General features: G+C 57.2%; 26 protein-coding genes and 6 pseudogenes. 14 read left to right on the top strand and 18 right to left on the bottom strand.

The window, feature by feature from the left end; all coding sequences use genetic code 11:
- Positions 1 to 56 precede the first annotated feature (56 nt).
- From AC0L2A_RS15200 to AC0L2A_RS15190, 3 genes are read right to left on the bottom strand one after another with little or no spacing between them, the layout of a single operon-like run.
- Complete coding sequence (locus AC0L2A_RS15200; protein WP_473609459.1) at positions 57 to 929, bottom strand: carbohydrate ABC transporter permease; 873 nt, start codon at positions 927 to 929, stop codon at positions 57 to 59.
- Positions 926 to 1,849, bottom strand: coding sequence for a carbohydrate ABC transporter permease (locus tag AC0L2A_RS15195; protein ID WP_473609458.1), 924 nt, complete (start codon positions 1,847 to 1,849; stop codon positions 926 to 928). Before AC0L2A_RS15195 ends, AC0L2A_RS15200 begins: the two co-directional genes overlap by 4 nt.
- Positions 1,846 to 3,045 carry an ABC transporter ATP-binding protein gene (locus AC0L2A_RS15190; RefSeq protein WP_473609457.1) on the bottom strand — a complete coding sequence of 400 codons (1,200 nt, stop codon included), beginning with the start codon at positions 3,043 to 3,045 and terminating at the stop codon, positions 1,846 to 1,848. Before AC0L2A_RS15190 ends, AC0L2A_RS15195 begins: the two co-directional genes overlap by 4 nt.
- A gap of 309 nt (positions 3,046 to 3,354) precedes the next feature.
- On the opposite strand from AC0L2A_RS15190, the gene AC0L2A_RS15185 reads away from it, so the two are divergent.
- From AC0L2A_RS15185 to AC0L2A_RS15175, 3 genes are all read left to right on the top strand, one after another.
- Positions 3,355 to 4,206, top strand: coding sequence for a MurR/RpiR family transcriptional regulator (locus AC0L2A_RS15185; RefSeq protein WP_473609455.1), 852 nt, complete (start codon positions 3,355 to 3,357; stop codon positions 4,204 to 4,206).
- Positions 4,207 to 4,382: 176 nt separating this feature from the next.
- Entirely contained in the window at positions 4,383 to 5,102 is a 720-nt protein-coding gene (locus tag AC0L2A_RS15180; RefSeq protein ID WP_473609454.1) for an HAD family hydrolase, read from the top strand.
- A gap of 101 nt (positions 5,103 to 5,203) precedes the next feature.
- A complete protein-coding gene (locus tag AC0L2A_RS15175) occupies positions 5,204 to 5,497 on the top strand; it encodes an MFS transporter (protein WP_473609452.1) in 294 nt (97 codons plus the stop codon).
- Here AC0L2A_RS15175 and AC0L2A_RS15170 read toward each other — a convergent pair.
- From AC0L2A_RS15170 to AC0L2A_RS15155, 4 genes are all read right to left on the bottom strand, one after another.
- A complete protein-coding gene (locus AC0L2A_RS15170; RefSeq protein ID WP_077378714.1) occupies positions 5,494 to 6,327 on the bottom strand; it encodes an aldo/keto reductase in 834 nt (277 codons plus the stop codon). The two genes, AC0L2A_RS15175 and AC0L2A_RS15170, sit on opposite strands and share 4 nt — an antisense overlap.
- A gap of 287 nt (positions 6,328 to 6,614) precedes the next feature.
- Positions 6,615 to 7,601: an alpha-ketoacid dehydrogenase subunit beta gene (locus tag AC0L2A_RS15165; protein ID WP_473609516.1), complete on the bottom strand. Its 987-nt coding sequence runs from the start codon at positions 7,599 to 7,601 to the stop codon at positions 6,615 to 6,617.
- 5 nt (positions 7,602 to 7,606) lie between these two features.
- Positions 7,607 to 8,581 carry a thiamine pyrophosphate-dependent dehydrogenase E1 component subunit alpha gene (locus AC0L2A_RS15160; protein ID WP_473609451.1) on the bottom strand — a complete coding sequence of 325 codons (975 nt, stop codon included), beginning with the start codon at positions 8,579 to 8,581 and terminating at the stop codon, positions 7,607 to 7,609.
- Between the two features lie 25 nt (positions 8,582 to 8,606).
- Positions 8,607 to 8,993: a hypothetical protein gene (locus tag AC0L2A_RS15155; protein WP_473609450.1), complete on the bottom strand. Its 387-nt coding sequence runs from the start codon at positions 8,991 to 8,993 to the stop codon at positions 8,607 to 8,609.
- Between the two features lie 988 nt (positions 8,994 to 9,981).
- On the opposite strand from AC0L2A_RS15155, the gene AC0L2A_RS15150 reads away from it, so the two are divergent.
- The 4 genes and pseudogenes from AC0L2A_RS15150 to AC0L2A_RS15135 all read left to right on the top strand — a co-directional run.
- The gene (locus AC0L2A_RS15150) at positions 9,982 to 10,137 is read left to right on the top strand and encodes a hypothetical protein (RefSeq protein ID WP_287335748.1); all 156 of its coding nucleotides are present in this window, start codon (positions 9,982 to 9,984) and stop codon (positions 10,135 to 10,137) included.
- 166 nt (positions 10,138 to 10,303) lie between these two features.
- Positions 10,304 to 10,411: pseudogene (locus AC0L2A_RS15145) on the top strand (integrase); the annotation flags it as partial.
- Positions 10,412 to 10,444: 33 nt separating this feature from the next.
- Positions 10,445 to 10,645: pseudogene (locus AC0L2A_RS15140) on the top strand (IS5/IS1182 family transposase); the annotation flags it as partial.
- A 5-nt stretch (positions 10,646 to 10,650) separates the two neighbouring features.
- Positions 10,651 to 11,060: pseudogene (locus tag AC0L2A_RS15135) on the top strand (transposase domain-containing protein); the annotation flags it as partial.
- A 108-nt stretch (positions 11,061 to 11,168) separates the two neighbouring features.
- Here AC0L2A_RS15135 and AC0L2A_RS15130 read toward each other — a convergent pair.
- The 9 genes from AC0L2A_RS15130 to AC0L2A_RS15090 all read right to left on the bottom strand — a co-directional run bounded on the left by AC0L2A_RS15130 (position 11,169) and on the right by AC0L2A_RS15090 (position 18,750).
- A complete protein-coding gene (locus AC0L2A_RS15130) occupies positions 11,169 to 12,881 on the bottom strand; it encodes a GMC family oxidoreductase (protein ID WP_473609448.1) in 1,713 nt (570 codons plus the stop codon).
- Positions 12,878 to 13,345: a hypothetical protein gene (locus tag AC0L2A_RS15125; protein WP_473609447.1), complete on the bottom strand. Its 468-nt coding sequence runs from the start codon at positions 13,343 to 13,345 to the stop codon at positions 12,878 to 12,880. The genes AC0L2A_RS15130 and AC0L2A_RS15125 overlap by 4 nt, the downstream gene beginning before the upstream one ends.
- Positions 13,346 to 13,357: 12 nt before the next feature.
- The gene (locus tag AC0L2A_RS15120) at positions 13,358 to 14,419 is read right to left on the bottom strand and encodes an aminotransferase class III-fold pyridoxal phosphate-dependent enzyme (protein ID WP_473609445.1); all 1,062 of its coding nucleotides are present in this window, start codon (positions 14,417 to 14,419) and stop codon (positions 13,358 to 13,360) included.
- Positions 14,398 to 14,538 (bottom strand): aminotransferase class III-fold pyridoxal phosphate-dependent enzyme, encoded by a 141-nt coding sequence (locus tag AC0L2A_RS15115; protein ID WP_254022829.1) that lies wholly within the window; start codon positions 14,536 to 14,538, stop codon positions 14,398 to 14,400. The genes AC0L2A_RS15120 and AC0L2A_RS15115 overlap by 22 nt, the downstream gene beginning before the upstream one ends.
- Positions 14,539 to 14,910: 372 nt before the next feature.
- Positions 14,911 to 15,360: a hypothetical protein gene (locus tag AC0L2A_RS15110; protein WP_473609444.1), complete on the bottom strand. Its 450-nt coding sequence runs from the start codon at positions 15,358 to 15,360 to the stop codon at positions 14,911 to 14,913.
- A gap of 26 nt (positions 15,361 to 15,386) precedes the next feature.
- Positions 15,387 to 15,911, bottom strand: a complete 525-nt coding sequence (locus tag AC0L2A_RS15105; RefSeq protein ID WP_473609443.1) for a hypothetical protein — start codon at positions 15,909 to 15,911, stop codon at positions 15,387 to 15,389.
- Positions 15,908 to 16,690 (bottom strand): nucleoside-diphosphate kinase, encoded by a 783-nt coding sequence (locus tag AC0L2A_RS15100; protein WP_473609442.1) that lies wholly within the window; start codon positions 16,688 to 16,690, stop codon positions 15,908 to 15,910. The genes AC0L2A_RS15105 and AC0L2A_RS15100 overlap by 4 nt, the downstream gene beginning before the upstream one ends.
- A complete protein-coding gene (locus tag AC0L2A_RS15095) occupies positions 16,672 to 17,442 on the bottom strand; it encodes an amino acid kinase family protein (protein WP_473609440.1) in 771 nt (256 codons plus the stop codon). Before AC0L2A_RS15095 ends, AC0L2A_RS15100 begins: the two co-directional genes overlap by 19 nt.
- A gap of 21 nt (positions 17,443 to 17,463) precedes the next feature.
- Positions 17,464 to 18,750, bottom strand: a complete 1,287-nt coding sequence (locus AC0L2A_RS15090) for a DegT/DnrJ/EryC1/StrS family aminotransferase (protein WP_473609439.1) — start codon at positions 18,748 to 18,750, stop codon at positions 17,464 to 17,466.
- A gap of 767 nt (positions 18,751 to 19,517) precedes the next feature.
- On the opposite strand from AC0L2A_RS15090, the gene AC0L2A_RS15085 reads away from it, so the two are divergent.
- From AC0L2A_RS15085 to AC0L2A_RS15075, 3 genes are all read left to right on the top strand, one after another.
- Positions 19,518 to 19,979: a Ros/MucR family transcriptional regulator gene (locus tag AC0L2A_RS15085; protein WP_473609437.1), complete on the top strand. Its 462-nt coding sequence runs from the start codon at positions 19,518 to 19,520 to the stop codon at positions 19,977 to 19,979.
- Between the two features lie 235 nt (positions 19,980 to 20,214).
- On the top strand, positions 20,215 to 21,099 hold the full coding sequence (purU, locus tag AC0L2A_RS15080; protein ID WP_473609436.1) for a formyltetrahydrofolate deformylase: 885 nt from the start codon (positions 20,215 to 20,217) through the stop codon (positions 21,097 to 21,099).
- 3 nt (positions 21,100 to 21,102) lie between these two features.
- The gene (locus AC0L2A_RS15075; protein WP_473609435.1) at positions 21,103 to 22,002 is read left to right on the top strand and encodes a bifunctional methylenetetrahydrofolate dehydrogenase/methenyltetrahydrofolate cyclohydrolase; all 900 of its coding nucleotides are present in this window, start codon (positions 21,103 to 21,105) and stop codon (positions 22,000 to 22,002) included.
- 267 nt (positions 22,003 to 22,269) lie between these two features.
- On the opposite strand, the pseudogene AC0L2A_RS15070 reads toward AC0L2A_RS15075, so the two are convergent.
- Together AC0L2A_RS15070 and AC0L2A_RS15065 are read right to left on the bottom strand one after the other, a co-directional pair.
- Positions 22,270 to 22,694: pseudogene (locus AC0L2A_RS15070) on the bottom strand (DDE-type integrase/transposase/recombinase); the annotation flags it as partial.
- 237 nt (positions 22,695 to 22,931) lie between these two features.
- Complete coding sequence (locus AC0L2A_RS15065; protein WP_473609433.1) at positions 22,932 to 24,635, bottom strand: phospholipase D-like domain-containing protein; 1,704 nt, start codon at positions 24,633 to 24,635, stop codon at positions 22,932 to 22,934.
- A gap of 283 nt (positions 24,636 to 24,918) precedes the next feature.
- Between AC0L2A_RS15065 and AC0L2A_RS15060 the strand changes: the two are divergent.
- From AC0L2A_RS15060 to AC0L2A_RS15045, 4 genes and pseudogenes are all read left to right on the top strand, one after another.
- Positions 24,919 to 25,093: pseudogene (locus tag AC0L2A_RS15060) on the top strand (MucR family transcriptional regulator); the annotation flags it as partial.
- Between the two features lie 255 nt (positions 25,094 to 25,348).
- Positions 25,349 to 25,768 (top strand): hypothetical protein, encoded by a 420-nt coding sequence (locus tag AC0L2A_RS15055; protein ID WP_473609432.1) that lies wholly within the window; start codon positions 25,349 to 25,351, stop codon positions 25,766 to 25,768.
- A gap of 40 nt (positions 25,769 to 25,808) precedes the next feature.
- On the top strand, positions 25,809 to 25,964 hold the full coding sequence (locus AC0L2A_RS15050) for a hypothetical protein (protein WP_473609430.1): 156 nt from the start codon (positions 25,809 to 25,811) through the stop codon (positions 25,962 to 25,964).
- A gap of 319 nt (positions 25,965 to 26,283) precedes the next feature.
- Positions 26,284 to 26,568 (top strand): annotated as a pseudogene (locus AC0L2A_RS15045) (ISNCY family transposase); the annotation flags it as partial.
- Positions 26,569 to 26,823: the final 255 nt, after the last annotated feature.

Here is a 26,823-nt window from a genome sequence, read left to right as displayed (position 1 = left end):
CGGCGGTGCCGCCTTGGGTCTGGAGGCAGACGTCCCGCCTGGCCCGGAATTGGAAGTTACTTCACTCCGGTCATCGTCACCCCTTCGACAAAATACCGCCTCGCCAGAAGGAAAACGCAAACTAGCGGCGAGGTGATGATGGTGGCGGCCGCCATGAGAGGTTCGTAGCTGACGCCTTCTGCCGATTGGAAGTTCAATAAGCCCAAAGGCGCGGTCATCTTCTCGGTCACGTTGACGACGATCAGAGGCCAATATAGATCGTTCCAATGTGCGGTCACCGAGAAGACCGAGAACGCGGCTATCGCTGGCAGAGCGCTTGGAACGATGAGTCGGAGCACGATCTCAATTTCCGTGAAACCGTCGATCCTCGCGGCATTTATGATTTCCTGGGGATACGTGCGGAAGTGCTGGCGGAAGAGGAAGATCGCAAAAGCCGAAAAGAACCAGGGGAACATCAGCGCAAAATAGCTGTTGAGAAGCCCGAGTTTCGCAAGCGCGATATACATGGGCAGGGCTGGGACCTGAACCGGAATGCACAGCGCAAATAACACAAGCCCGAATAGCAGTGTTTGTCCGCGGAACTTCAATTGCGCGAGAGCATAGGCTGCGGCAACGGAGGTGATAAGTTGTACGCTCAGAACCCCGACGACCACGATCAGGCTGTTGAGCATGAACAGGCCCATCGGCGCGGCGTTGAGCGCCTTGCTGAAGTTCTCGGTGGCGTGCAGCTTCGCCGGGTCAAGCGAGAACGGGTCGGAAAAGATGTCTGCAGGATCCTTCACCGCTGCAAGGATCATCCAGGCGAACGGAAGAAGGATGATCGCCGCGAAAATCAGCAATAGTCCGTGTCTGACCGCAGCGGCGAGAGACAGGGCCAGGGACGGCGCGCGAAGCTCTTGGGCAGACACGTCAAGTTTGGCGGGTGTCATGAATAGTGGACCCCCCGCGCTGCAAAGATCTGCACAGCCGAGATCGCCATCATGATGATCAGGAAGACGACGGTCAGCGCCGAGGCGTAGCCAGTCTCGAAATACTGAAAGCTGGCCTGGTAGAGTTGGTAGAGGATGACTTCGGTCGATCCCGCCGGTCCGCCATGGGTTATGACCGCGACGGTATCGAAGACCTGGAAGGCAGTAATCGTCGATGTGATTGTCACGAATATGGTCGTCGGCCCGAGCATCGGCCATGTGATGCGAAACAGGCGATCCCAAAAGCCGTCCGCGCCATCTATGGCGGCCGCCTGATAAAGGTCCCGCGGGATTCCGGTGAGCCCGGCCAGAAACAGGATCATGTTGAAACCCACCAGGTGCCATACACCAATCGCGGCAAGCGCAAAGATCGCGATCGATGGATTGTTGAAGAAGTCGATGCGCTGAAAGCCCATCGCCGAGATCATCTCATTCACCGGCCCAATGCGGCTATGCAGCATGAGCTTCCAGACCAGCCCCAACGCAACCAGGGTGCTGGCCACGGGCAGGAAAAAAACAACCTCGTAAAGCCCACGCAGGCGCCCGGTGCTATGGACCAGGATCGCAAGGAGCAGGCCAAGCAAAACCGACACGGAAACCACGACGGAAACATACAGAGCCGTGTTTGAGAGCGCATTTAAGAAACTACGATCGTGGAGCAATTGGGCATAATTACCAATTCCCACCAGAGACCAGTCGGTTGCTCCAAGGCTGTAGTTCGAAAAGCTCAACAGAATCACGATGGCGATCGGAGCTAACACGACGATCGCGATGAGCGCGACGGCCGGCAGGGCGAACAAATATGCTGGGTTGAATCCGCTTAACTTGTGAGGAACTGCGCGGGCCTGCATGGCGAGGTCATCAGTGGTGAGAGCGGTCATGACACTGCCTCAAGCCGCTTGGAGGTTCGCACCTCGTTCGAAGAGACAAGCCGGCCGGCAGCGTCAAACACGAGAAAGCGCTCTGGCGGCAGTCCCACCTGGACAAGATCGGGATTGCCGCCGTTGGCCTGGATCGTCGTCCATTCCCTCTGTGGCAGCCGCGCCGTCAATGGAACCTGCTGTTCGCCCGCGATGGTAAGGTGGAGAATGATCTCGTTTCCGAGGTTCTCAGTGAGACGTAATCGACCTTCGTGGCTGGAAGAGGCGCCGCGCGCCCGCGTGTGAGCGGCCACCACGACATCTTCGGGGCGTATGCCGACTTGAGCTTTCTCTCCCGCCCTTAAGACCGACCGCAATCTCTGACGTTCGCCCAGGAGATGAACGATACCCGCTTCGCCGATGTTGGCTGGTAGAATGTTGATTGGCGGCGATCCGATAAAGCGGGCCACTCGAATGTCTGCGGGCGCAGCATAGATTTCCGCCGGTGTGGCCACTTGAACAATCGCGCCGTCCATCATGACGGCGATCCTGTCGGACATCGTCATGGCCTCAATCTGGTCGTGGGTCACATAGAGGAAGGTCGCGTTCAGGCGCTTTTGCAGCTCGACCAGTTCCGTGCGAACTTGTGTCCTCAAAGCTGCATCCAGGTTGGAAAGCGGCTCATCCATCAGGAAGACACCAGGTTGGCGCACCATCGCACGTCCAAGCGCCACACGCTGCCGCTGTCCCCCTGACAACTCGCTTGGCTTGCGCTCAAGAAGCGCTTCGATGCCAAGCGACTTCGACACCTCTTTCACAGCCGAACTTACCTGACGGCGTTTTGCGCCTATACCGGGCACGAAACTACCGATCACAGGCATTCGCGCCACGAAGGGCAAATTCGCCATGATCAACGGCATTGCGAGGTTGTCGCGCACCCGCATATGCGGATAAAGTGCATAAGACTGAAACACCATGGCAATGTTGCGTTGGCTCGGGCGCTGCTGGTTTACGATCATGCCGCCTATCTCAACTGAGCCACCATCCGGCTGATCGAGGCCGGCAAGAATTTTCAGCAGCGTCGACTTACCGCAACCCGATGGCCCCACGAGCGTCATAAACTCGCCGGCATTAACCGCCAGATGAATGTCTCGAAGTACCCGGCTCGCACCATATCCCTTTGCGATTTTCGATAGCCGAACTGCGGATCCTGTCATATTGCTCTCCTCCGTGGACGTGTCCATATTGGAGTTTCTTATCACTTCTATGACAATGACTACGGATTTATTATCCATTGTGAAGCTGGCGCAACGCTCCATCGTATGCGAAACTGAACTTATGAGTTGACGCCGCCACCAGGCGGTCCCGCACTCCTCCGTCGGTGCGTCTCCCAGCAGACAAAGCCATACCCAAAACTTCCAGCGGTTGTTTTCAACGGTTGGACGGTAGAGCATTCTGGCCCTATGAGGATTAGGCACGCGGTGCGGCGACGCCAAGCCAGATTTTGATCGAGTTCGGAGAATGACATGGCCATGCACGGTGAGAGCTCGCGGCTTTCCTCACAAGAGAACGAGACGCATACGCCGGTTCTCTTGAAAGTGGAGACCGCGCTAGACTTTCCCAATGCATTGGCCAGGGTTGCTCTGTACATCCTCGAAAACCCCAAAAAGGCTGTTCGTCAATCTCTTGGCGAACTGAGCGCAGCTTCTCAGAGCGGGCAGGCGACGATATTCCGCCTTTGCCGCGAGCTTGGGTTCAAAGGGTTTACTGACTTCAAGCTCGCCCTTGCCGCCGAGGTTGGCCAGCTCGAGAGCGAGCCCAACAGGGGCGTGAGCCTGACCGTCAACTCCCTCGATGAAACGGTTTCGCTGATTTCACGCTCCGTATTGAATACGCGACAGCTAGTGCAGCCCGAGGTACTGGCTTCCGCCGCGCTGCCCCTATTAAGCGCACGCCACGTCAACATCTACGGCTCCGGCGATTCTGGACTTGCCGCCGAGGTGCTGTTTCATCGTTTGCGGCGCAGCGGCGTTAACGCCCGCTTCTTCGCTAATGCTGGCTACGCCCATGAAGCCGCCGAGACCATGACAAAGGAGGACGTCGCCATTGCGATCTCTCAATCAGGCGCCTCACCCGACACTGTCGAGTTCCTGCGCAAAGCTCACCACATTGGCGCCTTCTCGTTGGCGATTACCTGCCATCCGAAGTCGAGTCTTGCGAAAGTTTCGAATGCCGTCTTGCAAATGGCGCGGCTGCCGCAGCCTGGTCTTCGTGAACAGATGATCGCCCTGCCCCGGGCCGTCTTCCTTGCCGAAGCCCTGGCCATCGCTATCGCCGACCACGCCAAAGGCATGGCGCGGGCATCACCCGGCAAGTAAGAATCACTCCATAATATCGTTGCGTTTGGATTTTTAATCCATTATGCGTGCCTTCACGGCCCTGGCTTCGCGAACAGGACCGACAGCACAGTAATGCATCGGCCGATGCCTAAACTACCGCGAGTAACTTGAATTGCAGCGGGCCAATGTCGAGCCCGCTCCTTGGAGTATGAATAATGGACACCAAACCAAAGCTGGTCATCTTCGATTGTGACGGTGTGCTGGTCGACAGCGAGGTAATCGTCAGTACCGCTGAAGCCGCAGAGATAACCCGTATCGGCCGTTCCATCACAGTCGAGGAAGCGGTCCATCAGTTTGCCGGTGTTCCAGCCAATGACATGTATCGTATGATCGAGGCGCAGTTGGGCACGCCCCTTCCGACCGACTTTTCCACCCGCATCGATGAACGTGTTCGGGAACTATACCTCTCCGAACTCACCGCGATAGCTGGTGCGCGCGAGACGATCCGCGCGCTGCAGATACCCTGCTGCGTGGCCTCGAGTTCCGCACCGAACCGACTCGGGCTTGCCCTTGCAAAGACAGAGCTGTTCGACCTCTTTTATCCTAATATCTTCTCCACCGTGTTGGTACGAAACGGTAAACCCGCGCCGGACATCTTTCTCTATGCTGCCGAAAAGATGGGCGTGTCGGCCGCCGACTGTGTCGTCATTGAAGACAGCATAGCCGGTGTGACGGCAGCAATTGCAGCTGGCATGACCGCTGTGGGTTTTGTAGGCGGCGGACACTGCACCCCTTCCCACGCTTTGCGCCTGAAGGAAGCGGGAGCCACACGCATTCTTGGCCGCCTGGAAGATCTGCTGGCCATAGTCGAGGGGACGTCAGAAGAACCTTGCCATCTGTCCGTAGTCCCCGATGAAGTCGCGCTAACGGTGTAAGACGCTGCGGATGGGCGGTCGGGACCTCGACGATCTCTGGTGCACCACTATCCGCTGTCCTCCACCGGATTCTGCCATCAGCCGCTCTTTCGGATCTAATCATGATGCCTCGCCCGTGGTTTTGCTTGGCCGCCCTGTCCGGTGTGCTCGCCCTTGTCGGCATCGATATGACGGTCCTCAACGTCACCCTGCCGCATCTTACGGAACAGCCAGGCGCCTCGACATCCGAAAAGCTGTGGATGGTCAACGCCTACTCGCTTCTCATGACAGGATTTCTACCTGGATTTGGCGCACTGTCTGACAGGATCGGCCATCGAAAGATGTTGTGCGGCGGGCTGCTCGCTACTTCTTTTGGACTTACCTGCACCAACCCGCTACCGAAGCTTAGGCCCTAAGCAGGCTCATCCCATTTCGGCGAGTAATCGCGATCGTAAATGCGCAAGTTGCGCGACCGAAGGCACGAAATCGCTGCCATCTCTTCGCAGGAAAGTTCGAAATCGAACAGGTCGATGTTTTCAGCCAGCCTCTCCTTGCGCTCAGTGCGCGGAATGGCGACGACACCTTCTTGCTGCACATGCCACCGAAGCACAACCTGTGCTCGGCTCTTTCGGTGGCGCTCGGCGGCGTCCCGAATTGCCGGTTGTTCAAACAACGCCTCGCCTCGGCCGAGCGGGCTATAGGCGACCATCGCCATGCCCGCTGCGCGGCAGGCGGTATGGACCTTGATCTGGTCGAGATAGGGATGATACTCGACTTGGTTGGCCACAAGCGGGGCATTCGATAGGCGCACCGCCTCCGCAAGCAACTCGGTGGGGAAGTTCGATACGCCGATGTGCCGAGCCATGCCGCAATCCCGAACCGCGTTCAGCGCCTTAATGGATGCCGCCAGCGGAATTTCCGGGTTCGGCCAGTGAATCAGCAGCAGGTCGACCGTGTCAAGGCCAAGGCGGTTCAGGCTCTCCTCGGCCGATCGCTCCAGGTCTCCCGGCGCGATCTGGGTAAGCCAGACTTTGGTCGTGACGAAGACTTCGTCGCGCGGTACGCTGGAAAATCGCAGTCCCTCGCCCACCGCGCTCTCGTTCTCATAGGTCGACGCAGTGTCGAGATGGCGGTAGCCCAACGAAAGGGCATGCATGACCAACTCCGAACAGACTTCGCCCTTCAGCGTCCAGGTCCCAAGCCCGATCACCGGAATTGCCGCGCCATTCACCATGAGGTTCTGCATAAGGTCTCCTTGCCCGTTCGGTCGTTTGTTCGTCCTACTTTCGACCTATAGCCGCAACGATTAGGTACGCTGAGCGATCCGCGGATATTTCACTTGAGCGCCTGCGACCTTTTCGCTCGGCGAATCCTTTACTGCCGCAGGTATTTCCTCACTCGACTTGGCTTCGGCGCTGCGGCCCACGGCTGTCGAAGGCCACCATTTATCGAGCATGTCGGAGTTGTGGAATTGGTGGATCGCAGTGGTATCCGATGTCGGTTGGTATCACTCAATTCAGCGTCTTTGAAATATTAGAGCAGCCGCCGTACCGCGGTGATAATTCGTTCCTTCGTCGCGAAGAAATCCTTCTCGAGTGCAGGGCTGAAGGGGACATGAATGTCAGGGGCGCACACTCGCAGAATCGGTCGCTTCAAAAGATCGAACGCCTCTTCCGCCATAGCTGCGGCGATTTCGGCTCCGACATTGCAGACCCGATGCCCATTCTCTACGACAACAAGCCGCCCCGTCTTGGCAACTGACGACTTGATCGTCTCATGATCAAGCGGTTTCAAGGTGCGTGGGTCAATCACTTCCACCGAAATACTCTCTTCAGCGAGTGCGTCAACAGCCTCCATCGTGGGGCGTATCGCGCCGGCAATAGCGACAAGAGTAACGTCGTTCCCCTCCCGCTTCACATCCGCTTTGCCGATTGGGATTAGATGGTCTGGATCTGTGGGCACATCGCCTTTCAGCGGCCACAGGCGGGGGTCCTCGAATACGAGTACAGGATCGCCGTCGCGAATGGCCGATTTCATAAGCCCCTTGATGTCGGCGGCAGTTGTCGGGCTGATGATCTTGAGGCCCGGCACATTCATGAAAAACGGATAGGGCCGGTCGGCATGCTGTGCCGCCTTGGCACCGTCCGAATGCATACAGCAACGGAACACGATCGGAATGTCGATCTGGCCTCCAGTCATATATCGCAACTTTGACGCCTGGTTGATGATCTGATCTGAGGCGAGATAGATGAAGCTGGCAGTTGCGAGATCAAGAACCGGTCGCAATCCGTTGATGGCAGCCCCGATTGCCAGTCCTGTGAAACTGCCTTCTGAAATCGGCATGTTCCAAATTCGGTTATTTCCGAAACGCCGAACAACTGTGTCTCCGCCAAAGACCAAGATGTCCTCTCCCATCAGGACGACGCGCTCATCACGTTCCATTTCCTCTATCTGCGCCTGCACGAGCGCTTCGAGATACGTCAAGCGCGTCATGGCGGGCTTGTTGTCAGCAGTTTGCATGTCGATCAATTCCTGTCCTGCCCAGCTGCGGGGCCGCAATGTCCTGGGAGGGGCGAGTTGAACATGTTGTCGGGCAAAGTTTCGGGCCGAGGCATGGGGCTGGACAACGCAAATTCTGCAGCCTGCTTGACGGCTTTGGCGACTTCGTACTCGATTGCTCTTAAGCTCTGGTCGTTTACCCCTTCTTCGATGAGCCGAGTGCGATAGAGCAAAATCGGATCGCGGTCGCGTTTGTGAGCCTCGACTTCTTCAATCGATCGATAAGGCTCCCCCGGAATCACCAAGCGGAAATCGTGCTCATCGAACCGATATGTGTTGGCAACCACGAGAGTCGGGCCATTACCCGCTCGCGCCCGTGTAACCGCCTCCGCCGTCGCGGTGTAGACGGCGCTCACATCCTGCCCATCGACGGTCACACCCGGCATCCCGTAGCCTGCTGCGCGCAGAGCGATGTCGGGCTGCCCGTGGCTTTGCGCTACTGACGTCGTGATCGCGAAGCCGTTGTTCTCGCAAAAGTAGATTACGGGAAGCTTCCACAGCGAGGCCATGTTGAGAGACTCGTGGAAAGTGCCCTGGTTGACCGCTCCGTCGCCGAAAAAGCAGAGAGTGACCTGGTCTATGCGCCGCACTTTTGCGCCGAACGCGCATCCGGTCGCGATTGGGATGCCTCCCCCCACAATGGCCGATTCACTGATGATGCCGACCGATCGATCTGCAAGATGCATCGATCCCCCACGCCCCTTACAAATGCCGTCCTCCTTGCCCATAAGCTCGGCCATAAGAGCGTTCAGATGAGCGCCCTTTCCGATGGGATGACCGTGCGAACGGTGCGTTCCAGTCATCGTGTCATCGTTCCGAAGCGCGAGACATGCTCCCACAATAGCGGCTTCCTGACCCACGCTCGAGTGAAAGGGACCAGGAATTTTGCCACCGTTAAATTGGCGAATACCCTCTTCTTCGAACCGACGGATGCGAAGCATCCGCCGATAGGCTTCTAGTCTATAATCACCATTCAGCCGCATGATCCGAACGTTGCTCCAATATCCAGCACAAGATGCCGCATGGGATCGCCAAGCGCAGGTCCAGCAAATCCAGCGGGTGTAATTCGTCGACTTTCGAGGCAGTGGTAATTACGAGAATGGGTGCTTTGTCGGCCTCAGGTTTAACGGGTCTTGGACGTTTCAAGAACGTTTTGCGGCGACGACACCCTATAGCGTTGCTCTCGCTGTCGTCTGAGAAACACAATTGCTCAACCACATCATCATTGATCACGGCGTTGTGGCACCACGGCCGCATACCGAATCCACCGCTAGCGATGCCCAACTTGCAGGTGATCTCGCCTGAGCCGTCCGGGATAAGCTTGACATCCCGCAGACGCAAAGGTTTGACCATGCGCTGACGACGGAGGCGTCGTGGTCGAACACGCAGTAGGTCGCGTCAATTCCCTCCTTCTCGAAACTCCCCAGGGGCCTTTCAAAATTGGCCGTTCATAGAACGAGCAGGTCGGGTGAAGGCGAGGGGCAGCGAGAACAGGACGCCGCGCTTGGCACTGACACAGGTGACCTGGGCATAGCAAGCTCTTGCGGCCCCTCCCCTTTGCCATCCGGATGTTGGCGACGTCTTAGCTCCTCGTCTTTGCCATCCGAATGATCAGGTCGGTTGGCTGGTCTAACTGTATTCAGGCGGCTGGGGCAGGCCTTCTACTCTTGTGGCGCTTCAATGCACATTGATGTTGAGGAAAAAGGGGATGGTGATCGCAAGTGTCCGTACCGAAATAGGCGTATGATGCGTCAACTGTGAGAATGCGCAAAATTCCCGATTCAGGATACTGGTTCAGCGGGTTGTGGAGGATTGCTCGCGAGACGCCGATCTCGGCTTGCGTAAGCCTTCCACGGACTTTCGGCACGCACATGCTAATGAGGACCAGTCGACGGCAATTCGGCGAGCACCACGCGTTGGCGCGTCGACCCTCTCCGCCCAGCCAAGCGCAATGCAGCTGCCGACGATAAACTCCGGGAGTCGACCATGTGCCGAGGTTCAACGAAAGTCGAGACGCTCTCCTCGTGCGTTTGTAAGGAGTTTCGCGGAATCAGCAATGGTCTTGCTCCTAGCCTTGTACGTGCTTTCTCAGAAGCAAGCACCGCGCCATTTGACTTAAGGCTAGGGAGCCACACGACTTTTGCACTGAGGAGGCGTCGACGGAAGAAATTCGCAATCTTCTTTGTCCGAAGCTGGACAAGAAATGTTGAAAGCCCACAGAAGGATGGAACCGTGCGGGCGCTACGAACAAGCGGCGTGACCTGATGGTATGGACGGCCTCCGCTCCGGCATCGAAGTGCCATACTGTGGCCGCCGCAAGTCACATGAGGGAGAGCCGTCCATGGAGAAGTTTACTACAATCCGTCTGGATATCGCCAAGCAGGTTTTTCAGGTCATGGCATCGATGCCGGCGGCCCAATCAGGCAAGAGGGCAACTGCCAGCATCGTACGTCAAGCCATACATCAAGTAATGCGCACCTCTCCATTCCTTGACTAAGACTAACCCGCTCCGCGAATGCGGAGCGGCAAGGAGGGTGAGTGCCGACAGCGTGATCTGATCGCGTCGTCTGTCGTGCTGATCATGTGTCCACAGCAAGCTCTGACTGCGTCAGCATGGAGTGGCTGCTTGCAGCCCATTCCATCAGACAAAGGAGGAGTTTGTCATGACCCAACTTCGCCAGCGCATGAGCGAGGACATGCAGGTGCGCAACTTCGCGCTCAACACCCAGCTGTCGTATCTGCAACAGGTGTCGCTGTTCGCCCGCTATTTTAGCTAGTCTAGTCGCCGGACTTGCTCGGGCGCGTCCTGCGCGCTCAAACCCAGATGCACGCCCGACAAGCACAAGCGCCTGAAGCGCTGGCAACACGAAGGCGTCCTCGACAAGATGCAGGACAGGCTCGATCGCATGCCGGATGCCATGACCATCCGCCGGCAGACCGTCGAGGACCCGTTCGAAACGCTGAAGGCGTGGATGGGCAGCGCCCATTTCCTGACAAAGACCCTGGAACAGGCAAACCGATCTCCCCGACGGCGCTGGAGGCGGTCAAGCGCATCGACGCGCTCTCGACATCGAGCGCGCCATCAACGGCCGCTGACGAGCGGCGTGCCGTGCGGCAGGAAAAGAGCAAGCCGCTCTTCGATGACATGCACGAGTGGTTGCTCCACGAGCGCGATACCTTCTCGCGCTCCTCCGATGTCCTCAAGCCGATCAACTACATGCTCTCGCGCTGGGACGACTTTGCCCGCTTCATCGATGACGGCAGATCTGCTTGACCTGCCGCCTGAACGACATCGACCCAAAAGCCTGGCTCGCCGATGTCCTCGCACGCATCTCTGATCTGCCAAGTTCCCGCCTGCACGAACTGCTGCCCTGGGAGTGGAAAAAGCTGCGCGATGCCGAGAAACCGGTCGGTCAGTAGAACGCCGCAGCCTGAACTGACCGCACCACCATAACGACCACTACTGTCCCGCGCGACGCTTCATTCCGCACCCCTCAGCGTATGCGTACGGAAGAACGGCGACCATGGCTAACGCGCATGCATTGTCTCTTTGATATATTCGGCGAGCCGAAGGGAAAGTGCGCATACTGTCAACGTCGGATTTGCCGCTGCTCCTGTCGGAAAAACTGCGCTACCGGCAACCAAAAGGTTCTTGTGGGAATGTGCCATGCAATTCGCGTCTACGATCGATGTCTTTGGATCGTTTCCCATGACAGTAGTGCCCATAATATGGCTGCCACCGGCATCCGACGCAGTTCTATCGTCTTGCAAATGAATGCCGCACTCCATTTGGTCGCAGCGTAACGCGCGAAAGATATCTCGATGAAGGCGTGCTGCGGCCGCGATCCCATCGCGGCTGTATTTGTCGAGCCGGAAATGAATTTCCGGACGAGGCAAGCCAAGGCCGTCTTTCTCCGAGGAAAGCGTAATCCGATTAGACGGATTTGGAAGTATTTCAACAACGCTTTGCAGTGCAAATTGTCGAATTCCTATTCGGTGGACCGCATTGAACAAATCCTCACCTATGAGACCCTGCTGGTCGATCAACCCAACTAACGTCCCTCCGACCGCAGCGGACGATAAAGCTCCTTCACCATACGGGGCGCCATTAACGTTGCGCCAGCCGTCATTGCGCAGCGCGGTCCGAAATGCTGCTCGATCTTTCCGAAATGGCCCGTCACGCAGAATTTCAATCCCCGAAGTAGATTGTGGCCCTCTGTAAGGAAAAATCGGATCAGGAACGAGAGCCCAGGAGTGCTTCTCAGCATGATCCATAAGATTACATCCGACCAGACCACTTTCATTCGCCAGTCCAGCGGCAGATTGATGATTGGACTGCATCAGCAACTTCGGCGTCTCTATCCCGTTCGCAGCCAATACGAACACGCGGGCTTGGAGGCTTCCGGTCGAGCCGCCGCTGTCCTCGAACCAAGCGGTAGTTATCCGGCCGTCGCTGGACGCGTCCAGTTTCGAGACGACCGCACCCACAAGCAGTTCCGCTCCATTCAATAATGCGCGTCGTAAATGCACTAAAGGATCGTATTTTGCGCCTACTGGGCAAAGTGGCACGCAGGACGAATACCCTTCACAAAGTGGCCGGCCGTTATACCCGTCGATTGAGTTACGGGCTTGAGGAGTAGGCACAATACGGATTTCCTGAGAAGCAAATTGCAGGCCCTTGATCCGAGCAATTGCGTATTGATCAGCGTAGCTTTGCGGTATAGCTGGCATGGGGAAGGGCTTGCTTCTCGATGAATTCAAGGAGACGTCGGCTTCCGGGCTGCCGGCCACTCCAGTTGCTTCTTCAGCCAAGCAGTACCATGGCTCCAAGTCCGCATAAGAGATTGGCCAGTCTCGCCCACGGCCATATGTCGTCTGCATCCGAAAGTCGTTCGGGCACATACGCAACGCTGTCCCTAACCAGGCAAGGCCTGTTCCACCAGCAAGGCGCAGATACTGGCCTTCGAAACGGTCGGCTCCAGTAGCCTCTTGGACGTAATATTCGGATTTGTATTCCCTATCTTGTGGGGCAAGGAGGTCCGCATATGGGGCGAAGATTTCGGCTTCATCTGAGTTGGCAAATATCTCGCGTCGCCTTTGCCTGACGTGCCTGTCGTCCTCGATTGGCAAGCCAGCTTCGATCAGCACAACATCCATGCCCGCTTCAGCCAATGAACTTGCGATCAGGGAGCCTGCGAATCCAGATCCGATTATCGCGACGTCGCGGAGGTCAGTGCTCATACCAGTCGCTCGTTCCGCTGGTCCGTCCGAGCCCGGTGTCGCGGTCTATCAGCCCAATCGCCAAACTCACCCTCACCCCGGGTCATAGGGGAATGAACGCCAAGCGCCTTCCAAACGAGCGCGTCCTCATGCTGCCTCCAACCGCAACGTTTCCAGTGTCCGTTGACGCGAACCGATCCCAAATAAAGAAGATAGAGGATCTGCTTGAGCGTTTCCTCAAAGTCTCCGTTGCTGCGAAGTGCTTGGCAACGATACGCAACATCGCCCGGAGCGCATTCTGCCCGTAGCATACTGTATGCGCTGAGCAATTGATCAATATCGCCCACGGCAGCTTTTTCCGCTCTTAATGTGGACAGATTGAGGGCGAGCAGCTGAGTGTCAAAGTCATCGAACGCGGTGAGGTCGCAGACTAGCAAGCTGAACAGGGCGATCTCCGATTCCGATGGCGACGTGGTTTCGCTCATGTGGCAGTTCTCCTATCGAGTCTCTTGAGATCGGGAGTTTCGCGGAAACATGCGCGGAAGGCATCGAGGAAATCGTCGACGTGAAGTTTTTGTCATTGACGTCGAGATACCCCCCCAGAAAGGGGCCGCTACATAAATGCCGCGTTCAAGCATCCCGGCGTGCAGTCGTCGCAGAGCCTCGCTTTCCGCGACATCATGATGGGCTTCGCGATACGACAATGGCCGGTGCTGCTTTGCATGGAATCGAAACAGCGATCCGGCCCCTTGCACCGTGATAGCCACGCCCACCTGGGAAGCAAATTCCTCCGCTTGTTGACGTGGGTAGTTGCCAAGTTCGTTGATCCGGTCAATTTCGCCCACCGTCAGCGCGGCAGCGCGACCGGCGACCATCGTGAGTGGGTTCGCTGAAAACGTTCCACCTTGAGGTACCGGCGCACTATCGTGGGGAGCGAAGGCATCCATGGTCGCGGAGGTCCCGCTTACCACCCCGATGGGTAATCCGCCGCCTACCAGCTTGCCCAATGTTACGAGATCAGGGTGGAAACCTCTCGCTGCAGAAGCACCGTGGTAGTGAACTCGAAAGGACACAACCTCGTCGCTAATCAACGAAATCCCATGCCTTCCCGCAGTGTCCTGTAGCATGGTCAAGTAGTCGGGGTTGAGCGGGATCATGCCCGCGGCGCAGGGAAGCACATCGACAACAATGCAGGCGAGGTCGGAACCATGCTGCTCGATAATGGTCTTCGATCGTGCGGTGTCGTCGAGTGGCGAAACGACGACTTCCTCGCATACATGCGGGGGCGTGTTGCGATACGGTGGATTTGATTTCGGGTAGTCACCTCCCCAATTGTTAGGGCTGCTGCGCGCGCTCACCTCAGCCCAATCGTAAGTACCATAAAAAGCTCCCTCGAGCTTTGCTAGCCGAGTGCGGCCGGTCATGGCTCTGGCCGCCTCTATCGCGAACATTAATGCTTCAGTCCCACTGTTCAAAAAGCGAACACGCTCGATGGCGGGAATGCGCTCGCAAATCGCCCGTGCGAGATCGATGTCAGCTACCGTCGGATTGCCAAACAAGTGCCGCGCTCCAGTTGAGAAGCAATAGCTGCGATGGTTGCCGGGTGCCTATGTCCGTGGATCAAGGTCGAAAAATTGTTGTGAAAATCAACATAGCTGTTCCCGTCGGCATCTTGTATGCGTGCGCCTTCTCCGGCATGCGCGTAGATGGACAGATCTTCGTATCTCTTACCGATAGGGACGGTGCTATCGAAACTCTGGTGACGCCGGCCGGATATAGCCCCGGAGCGCGCTCGGTGAGTACCCGAGACTGGCTGAACCGACTATATGTTCGTGACCCTTACGGACTTGCACAAGCCGATATGTCGCTGTCCGAGCCTGCCGCGATCCCTGAACTAGTATAGATGCTTCAAGCCGGTTTTCGCGTACAATCTGTGAAAGAATGTCATCGCGGGCGTCGCTACCAAAGGCCATGATTATCCGGCCATCGTTCGTAAGCCACTCCGGCCCCTCTGATAAGAATCTCCGTAGCAAAGCGTATCCAGCGTCGATTATCCCACGTTCAAGATCGTTTTCATATTCATAGTCGTCTGGAGCGAACCGGCTGGGAAAATTCCAGAAAATGATATCAAACCGTCGCTTGGGCCGCACATTAGAGAAAACGTCGCTTTCGAAAGCTTCAAGGTTAGAGATGTTGTTTCGGGCGGCATTTCAATCGTGTTGGCGACTGCGCGGGCGTTTATATCAATGGACGTCACAGATCTGGCCCCCGCTCTCGCGAGGTGCAGGCCAGGCAGACCAAACCCGCACCCGATTTCTAGGACGTCTAGTCCATGAACCGGGGGGAAATTCTCAGTCGCCCATCGCCAGCCAACGAACTCTTCTGGAGGAAACACCCCTTCCTGCACAACCAAATCTAATCCGAACTCGGTCATGTGGAATGGAAAACTGCGGTTTTGGCTTGAGGCCAAGATCTCTCTTATTTCTTCTACGTTCGTCATGTGGGATTTCCCGATAGGCAGGTTCATCAGTTTCGTTTCATGGTAGGCGCTCTCAATTCCAACGCGGCGAGCTGAGATCTGAAGCATGCGATGTCGAGTTCGGTCTCCATGGAAGCTTTGCTGCGGAGCAGGCAAAGAAGATCCTCTCGGTGTTTGACGAGGCGGCCGTGTTTGTACATCTCGATTTTGCGTGCCACGACGGCCGCATAGTTGGCGCGTACACCGATGGTCGGATCAAAAATAAGAGGCTTCGGCCTCTCAGGCTCTATAACCCAGTCGATTTTTACTGTTCCTAGCGCATGGACAAAGGTTCTTTCGAGTTCACTAAAGGAAGCGTTTGACTCAGTTGCCACGAACCCCAAGCGTGTCAGTACATTGGTGTCTTGCTCGATTGCATGTTCAAATGCGTCCTGTTGAAGGTGATGGATATCAATGTCGTTTGGGATTCGCTCTAGGAGATGAGCGATGACGCTGCTGCCCGCGAGCCAACTCTCTTCTGATCGATTAGGCGCCATCGCCGTGAGCGCGGTGCACAATACGCCCGACATCATGCTCCCTCACCAGTCAGCAATGCCGGCGAGTCATTGATGAGTGAGTTCCAGTAAGGCATCGCAAAAAGGCCCGCCTCGAGCAGAAGGCGGTCCCAGGCTGAAAGCCCGCCTACCCTGTTGAGGAGGTATTCCAGGCTGGCAAAGTCACCCGCGAGAAATCCTTGGACAGTCTCCAGCATTCCGCAGCTAACGGCCAGCGCTTCTGCCTGCTCGAATGCAGCGCGTGCGTTCGCAACCGCATCGTCGGAGATGTCGGATTGAGGTGCTTGGGTATTCCCCAAGCTTGTAAGCAGCACGCGGAACGATGAGTGTGAAATCCGGCCGGAATTGAGCGCCCGCCAACTTGTGTCGCCTGTCCCCGTGGAGTGAGCACGAAGAATTCCGAGTTCCTCGTCCATCAAGCTCTCACTGTCGCTCACGTGGACAAGATTCGTGACTGGATTATCGCAGTAAAAGCGGCTGCGAATGGTTCCTTTGGCCGCTTGGGCAGGCTGGGTCTTGCCCTTCAGATTTTGAAGGTTCGATAAAGCGTTGTCCCCGATCCATAGTGTTGCACAGACCGGCCGCATGTCGAACAGGTCCAGCACGAGCGGCCAGTGTTTCCCGCCCGTTGATCCCGTGAGGGAATAGAACGCTTCAATGGAAGTGCGACTGTGGACGGCAAAGAATCGTTCACCAACCTCCAGCCTTCCTTCACGGGCAATAAAACGATCAAGTTCGCCGGTCAGGCCGGATCTTGCGACCTCGGGTCCATACACGGTTAGGCCCACCGGCGCCATTTACGCTGCCCTCCCAGTCTGCACCGGCTGTTCGCGTTGTGAGAGATTTGCCTGATAAGCGTACCGGTTACTTCGCGTCCTTCGAGCCAATCACCCAGTCGCTGCGGAAATGCGCCATTCAGCACGGCACCCGAAAGACCTCGTTCTGCCATAAAGTGAGCTGCACATGCGTCGATCGACGTGTGACCGAGGCGCGCCAACTCATCAGAAGCAATTTCGGATATCAACGCTGCCGGTTCATCTGTTCTGCCGTTCCGGTAGACGCCGTCAACGTCTGTCAGAATCGCCAGTTTGTCGGTATTTGTCAGCCATGCAACCCAAGCGGCGATCGCATCGGAAGTTATATCCCAGCTCCACTCAACCGGATCGAGGGCAAAAAGGATCCGTGAAGGTAGCAAAACGGGAATCTTACCTTTCTTGATAAGCAACCGGCACTCGCCTAGGGTCGAGCATGCAGCTAGGTTCGAAGAGAATGCGGGATCGGCAATCATGTATCCCGTCTGGTCCTGTGCGAGCGCACATGCATGATGTGCGGCAAACTCCGCGAGAGGATGTACCGCGTTTACTGCCTCGATAGCCTTGTCCGGAATACCGCCTCCGGGAACAATCAGGATTCTGTGACCGGAACTACGGATTTGCTCAAGTCCAGCGAGAACCGTTCTGCAGGTCTCCAGATTGCGCATGAGACTTCCGCCGAACTTCACCACTGCGGAGATGCCATAAGGCGGAAACCCTTTCAAAGGCGTTTGCATCTTTCCCTCGCCCTCAATCTCCTATGCGGCTGTCGCAACCTTACGCACCCTTCCGAGAATTTTGGGAAGGGCACTCCAGATCTTGTGAAAGGCGTCGGCATAGAGTTTCATAATCTCGGCATCGTTCGGTGGAGCGATCTCCGAAACGTAGAACATTGTGTCCAAAAGCCTCATGGTGTTCGGAAAATCGGCCGCATTCCATCTTCCGCGCATTGCGGGTAAGTATTCAAATACCGGTCGCGTGAGCCAAACCCAAACCGGCACGCCTTCAGCCTGAAGCAGCTTAATAATGAAATCTCTACCAGCAGGACCCTGGGGAAATCCCAAAATTTCTAGTTCGATCCGCAGAGGAAAATTAAGCATCGATTGGCTATGATCCGCGGGATCGAATAGAGGCGACAGTCCAGGAAGATCCCTGATCATCTGCCATAGAATCGTCGCATTCTTTCTTCGCTTCTTCAGTTGCTTGTCTAAGCCCTTGATGCGCGATCTTGCTATCGCAGCGGAGAAAACGTTTGGCCGATAGTTATATCCCTGGGAGTAAGCAGAAAATATTCGTGCACCATTCCGAGACGAACTTGTCAATGAAACATGGTCGACATGCTCGATGAGGTTGGGGTCCTTCGTGAGAACGAAACCTAGTTCTCCCGCTCCGAGATGTTTGGCGCCATTTCCCGACAACGCGAGGGCGTCGCTGTCCAGATACATACCATTCACGATATTCTTGACAGCACCGATTGACTGGCACACGTCATCGATGATCGCGATCCCTCGGCTCCGGGCTGCAGCCCGCGTTCTTGGGGCGAGGATATTGTTGCCAAATAAGTGTGTAACAAGAACCGCCGCCACACCAGGTTCCATCGTGTTGGCTGCTGCATCTTCGTCGATGCCGGCAAGCGTTAAATCAACATCGACGAATCTCGGCTGCAGGCCGCTGATTGAGATCGGGCCAACCGCTCCTGGCCAGTTGAGCGCCGCAGTGACGACCTGGTTTCCTCGATCTTTGAAGTAATCGAGTTCAACGTGGATTGCCGCAGTTCCGCTGCCTACCGCCCGTGTCGTCCAATTTCCTGCCCAGTTCGTGAGGCACCGCTCGAGATCAGTAACAACCGGATGATTGACCCGATGATACCTGCCGCTATCCACAACTACGCCAAGCGCCTTCAGGTGCTTCCTTTTGGCGGCCGGCCACGGCGTAATCCGTCCCGGAGCGACGACAGGGTTTCCGCCGAAAAGTGCGACAGATGCTTCAGCTCGATCCTGAGCTCTCCGGGTAGCATTCAAGTCAAACTTGACATGCCTGTTCATTTAGGCCCTCCATTAGAGCACAAACCGCGGGCCGACATAGCTCTCGGCATTGTGGGCTCACACGAAGAAACCGCAAAAGGCGTGCCAAGGGCGGAGAAATTGCGTCAAAAAAAATTCTGCAAGTTATGCTATGGCTTCGATGAAAGTGGCAGGACGCAAAGCGGCACCGCGCGCAGTGTCGCGGATTTCACAAACCGATAGGAGGTGTCGGATGTCGGACGGTTTCTGTTGGATGGCGTGTGAACTGGTGTGGTATGCGAGATATCGTTCGCGCCTGATCTGCTCCCGTTCGCGACATTGCGTGCGTAATCCAGTGATGCCAACGATGATTTCGATCTGAAGCCTTACGCCAATCGTGTGCGGTTGTTGATCGGCTTCACGCGGGAATCCGCAGAGATATCTCTTACATACCAACGACATCCATAATTCAGCTTACGATAAGCCCGCGCAAGAGTCGCTACTCCGATCACTCTCGCCGGACTGCCGGTCTCTGCTCTGCTCGAATTGCATGTTGACCTGCTCCACGAGTGTCGCTTTGCACTTAGCCGAACCGCCTTGGCGGGTCCGATCGATGGTCATGCGGAACGTCTGAGCGGGGGCATCAATGCAGAACCGGGTTCGCACCAAAATTATGGGCGTTTGCGTCGGGCGCAGTGTGAGTAGACAGTGTTGAGAGGGCACTGCCGTGACTTTCATTGCTTTCCGGGACTGCCTTGATTATGAAGCGGAACTTCGCCCACTGCTTTCATTCAATCAGGAGCATTTCCGTGACGGAAGAAGCCGAGAACAATACTGATGCCCTCATCGAGCTCACCGCTGACATCGTATCGGCCTATGTCTCGAAGAATCCAGTCCCCCTAGGCGAGCTTCCGGCCCTGATCGGGCAGGTGCATGCCGCGCTGAAGGACACAGTCGGCGGCTCCCCAGAGAAGCCTGAAGCCCTCAAGCCTGCAGTTCCCATCAAGAAGTCGGTCACGCCCGACTACATCATCAGCCTGGAGGACGGAAAAAAGTTCAAGTCTCTGAAGCGGCATCTCTTTACTCACTATGACCTGACGCCCGACGAATACCGCGCCAAGTGGGGCCTACCGGCAGACTATCCGATGGTCGCCCCGAATTATGCCGCCGCGCGCTCGGCTTTGGCCAAGACTATTGGCCTCGGTAGAAAGCCTAACGAACCCGAACAGCCTGCACCTGCAAAAAAGACCCGCAAAAAGGCCGTGGCCTGATTGTCCGCAGTCGTTTTGAAACGCCGAGTTTGAAAAGGCGAAGGAAACCCCGCCTTTTCGGTGCAAACAGTTTACCCGGACTCCTCGCAGGCGCAGTGCAGATCCGCTCAATGGGCGCGCCACCTGCAAAAAGGTACTTGTAGCCGTTCGTCGTCATCCATCGGGCGCGCCGCTTGGTTCTGAGGACATGCCATCGCAAGCAAAACGCCCGGAATTTCAGCAAAGTGAGTTTAAAATGACGCAGTACGTACTTACAGTCTCATGTAAATCGGCTCGCGGTATCGTTGCGGCGATTGCGACTTTCCTGGCCGGCCAAGGCTGTAACATTGTCGATAGTTCGCAGTTTGACGATCTTGACACAGGCAAGTTTTTCATGCGCGTCTCCTTCATCTCCGAGGAGGGAGTCGGCCAGGCCGACCTGGTGGAAGGCCTAAGGCCGATCGCGGAGAAGTTCCAGATGGATGCTGAGATCCACGATGCCACCAAGCGCATGAAGGTGCTGCTGATGGTCTCGCGCTTCGGCCATTGCCTCAACGATCTCCTCTACCGCTGGAAGATCGGCGCCCTGCCGATCGACATCGTTGGCGTCGTTTCCAACCATTTTGAATACCAAAAGGTTGTGGTCAACCACGACATTCCCTTCCACCACATCAATGTGACTAAGGGGAACAAGCCGCAGGCCGAAGCCCAGATCCTCGACATCGTCGAGCAAACGCGCACCGAACTGATCGTGCTTGCCCGCTACATGCAGGTCCTCTCCGATGCCATGTGCAAGAACATGTCGGGCCGCATCATCAACATCCACCACTCGTTCCTGCCCTCCTTCAAGGGCGCCAATCCGTACAAGCAAGCCTATGAGCGAGGCGTCAAGTTGATCGGGGCAACGGCACACTACGTCACCGCTGATCTCGACGAAGGCCCGATCATCGAGCAGGACACCGCCCGCATCACCCATGCACAGAGCGCCGAGGACTATGTTTCGATCGGCCGTGACGTCGAAAGCCAGGTTCTGGCTCGCGCCATCCACGCCCATATCCATCACCGCGTCTTCCTGAACGGCAACCGAACCGTCGTCTTCCCGGCAAGCCCGGGAAGCTACGCTTCTGAGCGCATGGGCTGAGCGATGACGTATATCATCGACGGCAGACAGGTGGCGGCATCCGTTATTGAAGCGGTGAAGCAAGCGGCTTCTGTTCTCCAGCGAACAAAGGGGATAAAAGCGGGGCTTGCGGTGGTGATTGTTGGCGACGATCCGGCCAGCCACACCTATGTCAGCGCCAAGGGCCGCTTGGCCAAGGAATGCGGTTTCAACTCCATCCAGCACACGCTGCCGGCGCAAACAACGCAAGGCGAGCTCACAGGCCTGGTGGCCGCTCTGAACGAGGATGCTTCCATCCACGGCATCCTCGTGCAGCTGCCGCTGCCGAAGCATCTAGATGCGGATGCGATCATCCAGTCGATCCGGCCGGAAAAGGATGTCGATGGCCTGCATGTGGTCAATGCCGGCAAGCTCGCCATCGGTGACCTGGCGACCGGTCTGATCTCGTGCACACCGGCCGGCGCCATGCTGCTGGTGCGCTCCATCCATGGCGAGGATCTGTCGGGCCTGATGGCGGTCGTTATCGGCCGCTCCAACTTGTTCGGCAAGCCGATGACGCAATTGCTGCTTAATGCCAATGCCACGGTGATGACGGCGCATTCGCGCACGAAGGATTTGGCGTCCGTGGCGCGTGGCGCCGACATTCTGGTGGCTGCGGTGGGCCGGCCGGAGATGGTGAAGGAGGACTGGGTTAAGCCTGGTGCGACTGTGATCGATGTCGGCATCAACCGGATCGATGCGCCGGAACGGGGCGAGGGCAAGACCCGGCTCGTGGGCGACGTCGCCTATGCGGAAGCCTCTGATGTCGCCGGTGCGATCACGCCGGTTCCGGGCGGTGTCGGGCCGATGACCATCGCCATGTTGATGGCAAACACAATCACAGCAGCGTACCGCATGAGCGGTCTTACATCGCCTTCGTTCTAAAAATGTCAGCGGCGAATCGGCCACTCACTCTGCTGTTTGACACTCACTGGTCCGACGTCAGGATCTCATCCGGTTCATATTGAGACTGTGGAGTTTAGACGCAGCTGAAGCCAAAACTGCACATAATGTCGATGTTCAGCTCGTAGAGCGCGCGGTGATGGACCCGATTAGCCTTGGTTGCTGGCTTATAACGGGCTGCGCCCGATACGCCACTGATATGGTGGTGGCGTGCCATTGACTGCGTAGTCTCCAACGATGCGATCCTTGTATCGAGGAACGTGGATTATAGGCGAACCTCGCCTGCCGTTTGCGCATCATGTGAACCAACTCGATGCCGGAAAGGACGGCATCGGCACTGGCCATCGACTTGAAGCCGAGCATTGACCGAGTACGGCGCTTGATGCGCCGATGGTCCTGCTCGATCCGATTGTTGAGGTACTTGCTCTTGCGGATGCGGATCGGCTTCAGCGGTCGTCGCGATCGATTCCGCAGACGGTGTTCGGCATCTTGGGCCCGTTGAAGCGCTCCAGAAGCTGGGCGAGAAGTGAACGACCCAGCGGTGCACAGTCGAATGGTCGACGTCCGCGTTCGGCCATCATCTCCTCCAGATCGCGCAGGCTGAGATTGTAGGCCAGATACCGGCGCACGCACAGCAAGATCACTGATCGGTCGAAATGACGGCCTTTGAACATAGCAAGCGCGCTCCCCGAAAAAGAGAGGCCTTCGTGCCAGATAGGGGTTGCCATTCCGTTTGCGACAAAACCTCAACGCGAGATCACCTCAATGAAACCCTAAGCACGACCGGCACGTGTCCCAAGGCCTAACGCGTGGTCTCGATCATAAACCGGTGGAACATATACTTGGAGCTTCGCAAAAGCGTCGTCGGCGTTGACTGCGATGACAGGATCGCCGGGCCATGATTCCATCCATTAAGCGGGCGGCAGCCAGAAGGCTAGCATGCGCTTGGTCTCGCCCGTGTTGCGGCGGCGCTGCCATTTCGGATTGCGCGTCAGATATTGGAATGGGTCCCGGTTCTCTCGCTCAGCCTCCTCGAGATAGGCGCGCCAGCGATAGTGGCTGTAGGTCTGCATGGCGTTGATCGCATAGTGCATCGCGATCTCGCGATGACCCCGGATGACGATAAAGTTCTCGTCGTTTTTGGTGCTCGCGGCCTTTGAGAAATTGTGGGAGCCCGTGACCACGATCGGATCATCGCCGAACGGATCGATCACGATCATCTTCGAATGGGTGATGGCATGGCCAATGTGAGTGCGGAACTGTGATGCCGTGCCCTCGACCGCCCACTGTCCGACCGTTTTGCCGACCCCCGAGGTCTGCGCGGCGTCGAGGAAAAATTCCTCCGGGTCCTGCTTCAGCAGCTTGAAGTCCTCGGCGCCGGTGCTGGTGAACTGTGTCGCCACACCGCGCACATAGAGATTTTTTTCCTTCTGCATCTTGAGGAGCGTTCGCACCGGCTCATTGCCGGGCTGGAACATGACGAAGAACACGCCCTGCTTGGCGCTCTTGACGAGTTCGACCAGTTCCTTGTTGTCGATCTCGCCGCTCAGCTTGGAAAACCAGCTATCGACCGTTGCATCGCCAAGCGGGATGCCGCGTTTCGGCTGGTTGTTCGAGTCCAGCAGGTCATCGGAGACGACGTCGCCGCTTTCAGCCAGCAGCTTGAACTGCGCTTCGTACCGCTCCGCCAGGTCCTTGTTCACAAGCATAATGCCGTTGTTGAGCTGGGTGCAAAGACCGGTCGGCGTCCAGTTGGTGCTCCCCGTCCAGACTGCTTCCGGCGAGAACTCCTCGTCCTCGTTGCGGCCGACAACGACGAATTTATTGTGCGCCAAAGCCTTGGGGGCAAGGAACCGGTCATGCACAACACAACCGGCGTCTTTCAGCCGGCTTCGTGCTCCCGCGTTCTCGTCTTCACCCTCTTCGTCGACGCTGCCATTGGCCAACACGACATGAGCGCGTTCCCCAACAGCGACGAGAGCGTCGATCAGTTCCTCGTCGCTCAGTTCGTAGAGTGCGGCATGAAGCTCGAGGCTAGGAGACTCCGCAACCTCGCCCATTATCCCCAGCATGGCCTCCCGCAGCGTTCCACCAAGGAAGGCTCGGACCTCCCGGTCGACCTGCTGACTGACAACCACCGCCGTCGCTTTCAGCTCCGCGAGGGTGATCCCCTTGCGCTTCATGTAGCGCGCCATGAATTGGGAAAGAACATAGCCACGATTGAAATGGACGCTGACGCCATCGCCGCAACCAGCGCTCAAGGTCAGAGCTTCCGACCAATCGCTCGACAGCCCATCTTTCAGTTTGCCATCGTCACCAAGGACCCTGGCGACCACGCGATAGGCGATCACATCCCCGAGATCCGCAGCATGATCGGTCCAATCATAGCGTTGGAAAGGCCAGATTTGCGATGAGCGAGAGGTGAGACGCTCGCCTTGATCATCGACTTCGGTGTCGTCCTCGAAGCCGACGCGGTTCGACAGATATTTGGGCTCCGCATCGCCTCGACGACATTCGATCGCAAATCCCAGGCAGCCTGGAATGTCATTCTCATGGCGCCATACAAGATGCACGTCGTCGGCATTCGAGAATACTTTGAGAATGATCCCGGACATTCACACTCCCCCTAAGCTGTTTCGTTATAGCGGCAACGTACCACGCTCTTTCTGCTTGTTCGCGAGTATCAGTGCAACCTCTGACAGTATAGTGACAAAACCGGTGGAAATCCCCACCTCCTTGCATTTGGTTCTGCGGCCGAACGAGATCCATGGGATCTCCTCGGCGGGGACGTCATCTTTAGCCACCGGGTCGCTTAAATCGAGGGTCGACGGCAGCGAGCCACGTAGGAATTCGAGGTCGGGCGCTCGCGATCTCTTCGAAGACCGCGCTGGGAAGACGCTGACGCAGAGTGAATATCGCGCCAAATGGGGTCTGCTGGCGGACTATCGCATGGTCGCGCCGAATTACGCCGCAGCGCGCTCGGCATTGGCCAAGACGTAGGCTCGGCCGCAAACCGAAAGAGCCGGAAATGCCGGCGCCGACGAAGCGGACCCGCAAGAAGGTCGAAGCTTGATTTCGTCTGCCGGAGATTCGTTCTGGAGCGTGCAAGTGCCAACGGCATAATCTGCGCGGAGTATGAAACGGGGGCAGCCTCTTTCCTTTCAAACAGCCTGCGGTCGCGCACAGGGTGCGTTTAGTGGTTGCGGTTGCGCCGCCATGTTTTCAATTCGCGCACAGGCTGCGTTCCTGCAAACGCCGCTTCATAACGCAACGCAAAGGGTTTCGTAGGATGGGTACTCGAAATTTCATCGCAGCAGCCTCCCTCGCCATGATGGTGACCGTCTCGTCACCCTCCGAGGCCCGCACGCCCTTCATCAACGACACCGCCTCCCGCACCCAGGCCCTGGCCCTGCTGGAAATGCTCAACGCCGACCTGCTCAGCCACCCCAGCGCCACGCTCACGCTGGAACGGTGGTTTGGTGACCACGGGCTGGCGCCGGAGGCGAAGATCGTCGCCCATCGCGTAAAGGACGACGACAAATTGCTGCCGGACAATACCCGCCAGGCGTTGGGCATCAGCGCTGACGAACCCGTGCAGCTCGCCTGTGGCGAACTCGTGCTCTCCGAGGCCGATAACTGGTACGTCCCGTCGCGCCTTACACCCCAGATGAACCAGGTGCTCGACACCAACCGACCAGCCCTTCGGGAAGGTGGTCCAGCCGCTGCACTTCCGCCGCCAGACCATTAGCGCCGAGCTGCTGTGGTCGCCGCTGCCCAAAGGGTGGGAGATGGACGCGCCGCTGCCGGCTGCGGGGAAGGGGGCGCTGGCCATCCCCCACGAGGTGCTGCCGCCCCGGGCCATCCTCTATACCGGGGCGAACCAGCCCTTCAGCCTAGTGGTGGAGACTTACACAGCCGAGGTCCTGGCCCTCGGCCGCCGCTGAAGGGTCCCGAATTTTCGCACTCCCGTACTGCCACTGGATCTGAAGCCCCGGAGCGGCCCTATCGCTGTAAAGCTTGTCTATTCCATAACCTCGAGGCCTTTCTGGGCTGCATGCGCGCAAACCGGCGCGCTTTAGCCGCGCTGGCACACGAAACTGAACGCTCCAGCGAAGCGTTCAAACGCCTTCATTTTGGACAGCGACATTCCGTACGCCATACCTGGATGGACTTTCTTTCGCCACTACAATCGGCTCACGGCAGCGGACAAGGAAGTAGGCCGGCACCTTCTCGCCTTGCATCATGGAGAGCTTCCTCCAAGCACAGTCGTTGCGCAAATGGAGGACGGAGGCGGGCATCTGGACATTGCGCCGTGAGCGCAAGCGCCGGCTGCACCAGCCGCGCGGCCGGCGCGACTGTCTAGGCGAGATGGTGCAGATCGACGGCTCGCATCACTGGTGGTTCGAGGAGCGCGGGCCCAAATGCGCCCTGCTCGTCTTCATCGACGACGCGACCGGCCGGCTGCTGCATCTGCGCTTTGCCGGGTCGGAGAACACGTTTGACTACTTTCACGCGGCGAAGTCCTATCTGCAAGCATGGGGCAACCCTCGACAGAACCTCAATCCGCTGCAGCTCGCGTTCGCACATCAGAACCAGTCCCAACCTGCAATCTCCTGTGCGCTCGAAGCCGAGGAGATTGGCAAGGCAAATGCAGGGGCGACATTCCTACTTTGCCAGATCCGGACATTTTAACTTAGCTGCTACAGGGTCAAAGTCGCATAAGATTGCAGTGTGGAACGTCAGCCCGAGATCGGGTCCTGCAGAGGGCGCAACGTATTAACCTTGTGCTTTGGGGAGCACAGC

The organism is Mesorhizobium sp. WSM4844 (assembly GCF_055811775.1).
The sequence above is the reverse complement of the archived record's forward strand: the minus strand, read 5'-3'. Positions and strand labels throughout refer to the sequence as shown.

What these genes read in the sequence shown, in the direction of transcription:
- AC0L2A_RS15095 (WP_473609440.1), bottom strand. Translation starts at nt 17,442, where the DNA reads ATGCAAACGCCTTTGAAAGGGTTTCCGCCTTATGGCATCTCCGCAGTG.
- AC0L2A_RS15150 (WP_287335748.1), top strand. Translation starts at nt 9,982, where the DNA reads ATGGAGAAGTTTACTACAATCCGTCTGGATATCGCCAAGCAGGTTTTT.
- AC0L2A_RS15170 (WP_077378714.1), bottom strand. Translation starts at nt 6,327, where the DNA reads ATGCAGAACCTCATGGTGAATGGCGCGGCAATTCCGGTGATCGGGCTT.
- AC0L2A_RS15130 (WP_473609448.1), bottom strand. Translation starts at nt 12,881, where the DNA reads ATGAGCACTGACCTCCGCGACGTCGCGATAATCGGATCTGGATTCGCA.
- AC0L2A_RS15100 (WP_473609442.1), bottom strand. Translation starts at nt 16,690, where the DNA reads ATGGCGCCGGTGGGCCTAACCGTGTATGGACCCGAGGTCGCAAGATCC.
- AC0L2A_RS15200 (WP_473609459.1), bottom strand. Translation starts at nt 929, where the DNA reads ATGACACCCGCCAAACTTGACGTGTCTGCCCAAGAGCTTCGCGCGCCG.
- AC0L2A_RS15090 (WP_473609439.1), bottom strand. Translation starts at nt 18,750, where the DNA reads ATGAACAGGCATGTCAAGTTTGACTTGAATGCTACCCGGAGAGCTCAG.
- AC0L2A_RS15195 (WP_473609458.1), bottom strand. Translation starts at nt 1,849, where the DNA reads ATGACCGCTCTCACCACTGATGACCTCGCCATGCAGGCCCGCGCAGTT.
- AC0L2A_RS15175 (WP_473609452.1), top strand. Translation starts at nt 5,204, where the DNA reads ATGATGCCTCGCCCGTGGTTTTGCTTGGCCGCCCTGTCCGGTGTGCTC.
- AC0L2A_RS15050 (WP_473609430.1), top strand. Translation starts at nt 25,809, where the DNA reads ATGGACGCGCCGCTGCCGGCTGCGGGGAAGGGGGCGCTGGCCATCCCC.
- AC0L2A_RS15180 (WP_473609454.1), top strand. Translation starts at nt 4,383, where the DNA reads ATGGACACCAAACCAAAGCTGGTCATCTTCGATTGTGACGGTGTGCTG.
- AC0L2A_RS15105 (WP_473609443.1), bottom strand. Translation starts at nt 15,911, where the DNA reads ATGATGTCGGGCGTATTGTGCACCGCGCTCACGGCGATGGCGCCTAAT.
- AC0L2A_RS15155 (WP_473609450.1), bottom strand. Translation starts at nt 8,993, where the DNA reads ATGGTCAAACCTTTGCGTCTGCGGGATGTCAAGCTTATCCCGGACGGC.
- AC0L2A_RS15075 (WP_473609435.1), top strand. Translation starts at nt 21,103, where the DNA reads ATGACGTATATCATCGACGGCAGACAGGTGGCGGCATCCGTTATTGAA.
- purU (WP_473609436.1), top strand. Translation starts at nt 20,215, where the DNA reads ATGACGCAGTACGTACTTACAGTCTCATGTAAATCGGCTCGCGGTATC.
- AC0L2A_RS15065 (WP_473609433.1), bottom strand. Translation starts at nt 24,635, where the DNA reads ATGTCCGGGATCATTCTCAAAGTATTCTCGAATGCCGACGACGTGCAT.
- AC0L2A_RS15165 (WP_473609516.1), bottom strand. Translation starts at nt 7,601, where the DNA reads ATGCAAACTGCTGACAACAAGCCCGCCATGACGCGCTTGACGTATCTC.
- AC0L2A_RS15160 (WP_473609451.1), bottom strand. Translation starts at nt 8,581, where the DNA reads ATGCTTCGCATCCGTCGGTTCGAAGAAGAGGGTATTCGCCAATTTAAC.
- AC0L2A_RS15110 (WP_473609444.1), bottom strand. Translation starts at nt 15,360, where the DNA reads ATGACGAACGTAGAAGAAATAAGAGAGATCTTGGCCTCAAGCCAAAAC.
- AC0L2A_RS15125 (WP_473609447.1), bottom strand. Translation starts at nt 13,345, where the DNA reads ATGAGCGAAACCACGTCGCCATCGGAATCGGAGATCGCCCTGTTCAGC.
- AC0L2A_RS15055 (WP_473609432.1), top strand. Translation starts at nt 25,349, where the DNA reads ATGATGGTGACCGTCTCGTCACCCTCCGAGGCCCGCACGCCCTTCATC.
- AC0L2A_RS15190 (WP_473609457.1), bottom strand. Translation starts at nt 3,045, where the DNA reads ATGACAGGATCCGCAGTTCGGCTATCGAAAATCGCAAAGGGATATGGT.
- AC0L2A_RS15185 (WP_473609455.1), top strand. Translation starts at nt 3,355, where the DNA reads ATGGCCATGCACGGTGAGAGCTCGCGGCTTTCCTCACAAGAGAACGAG.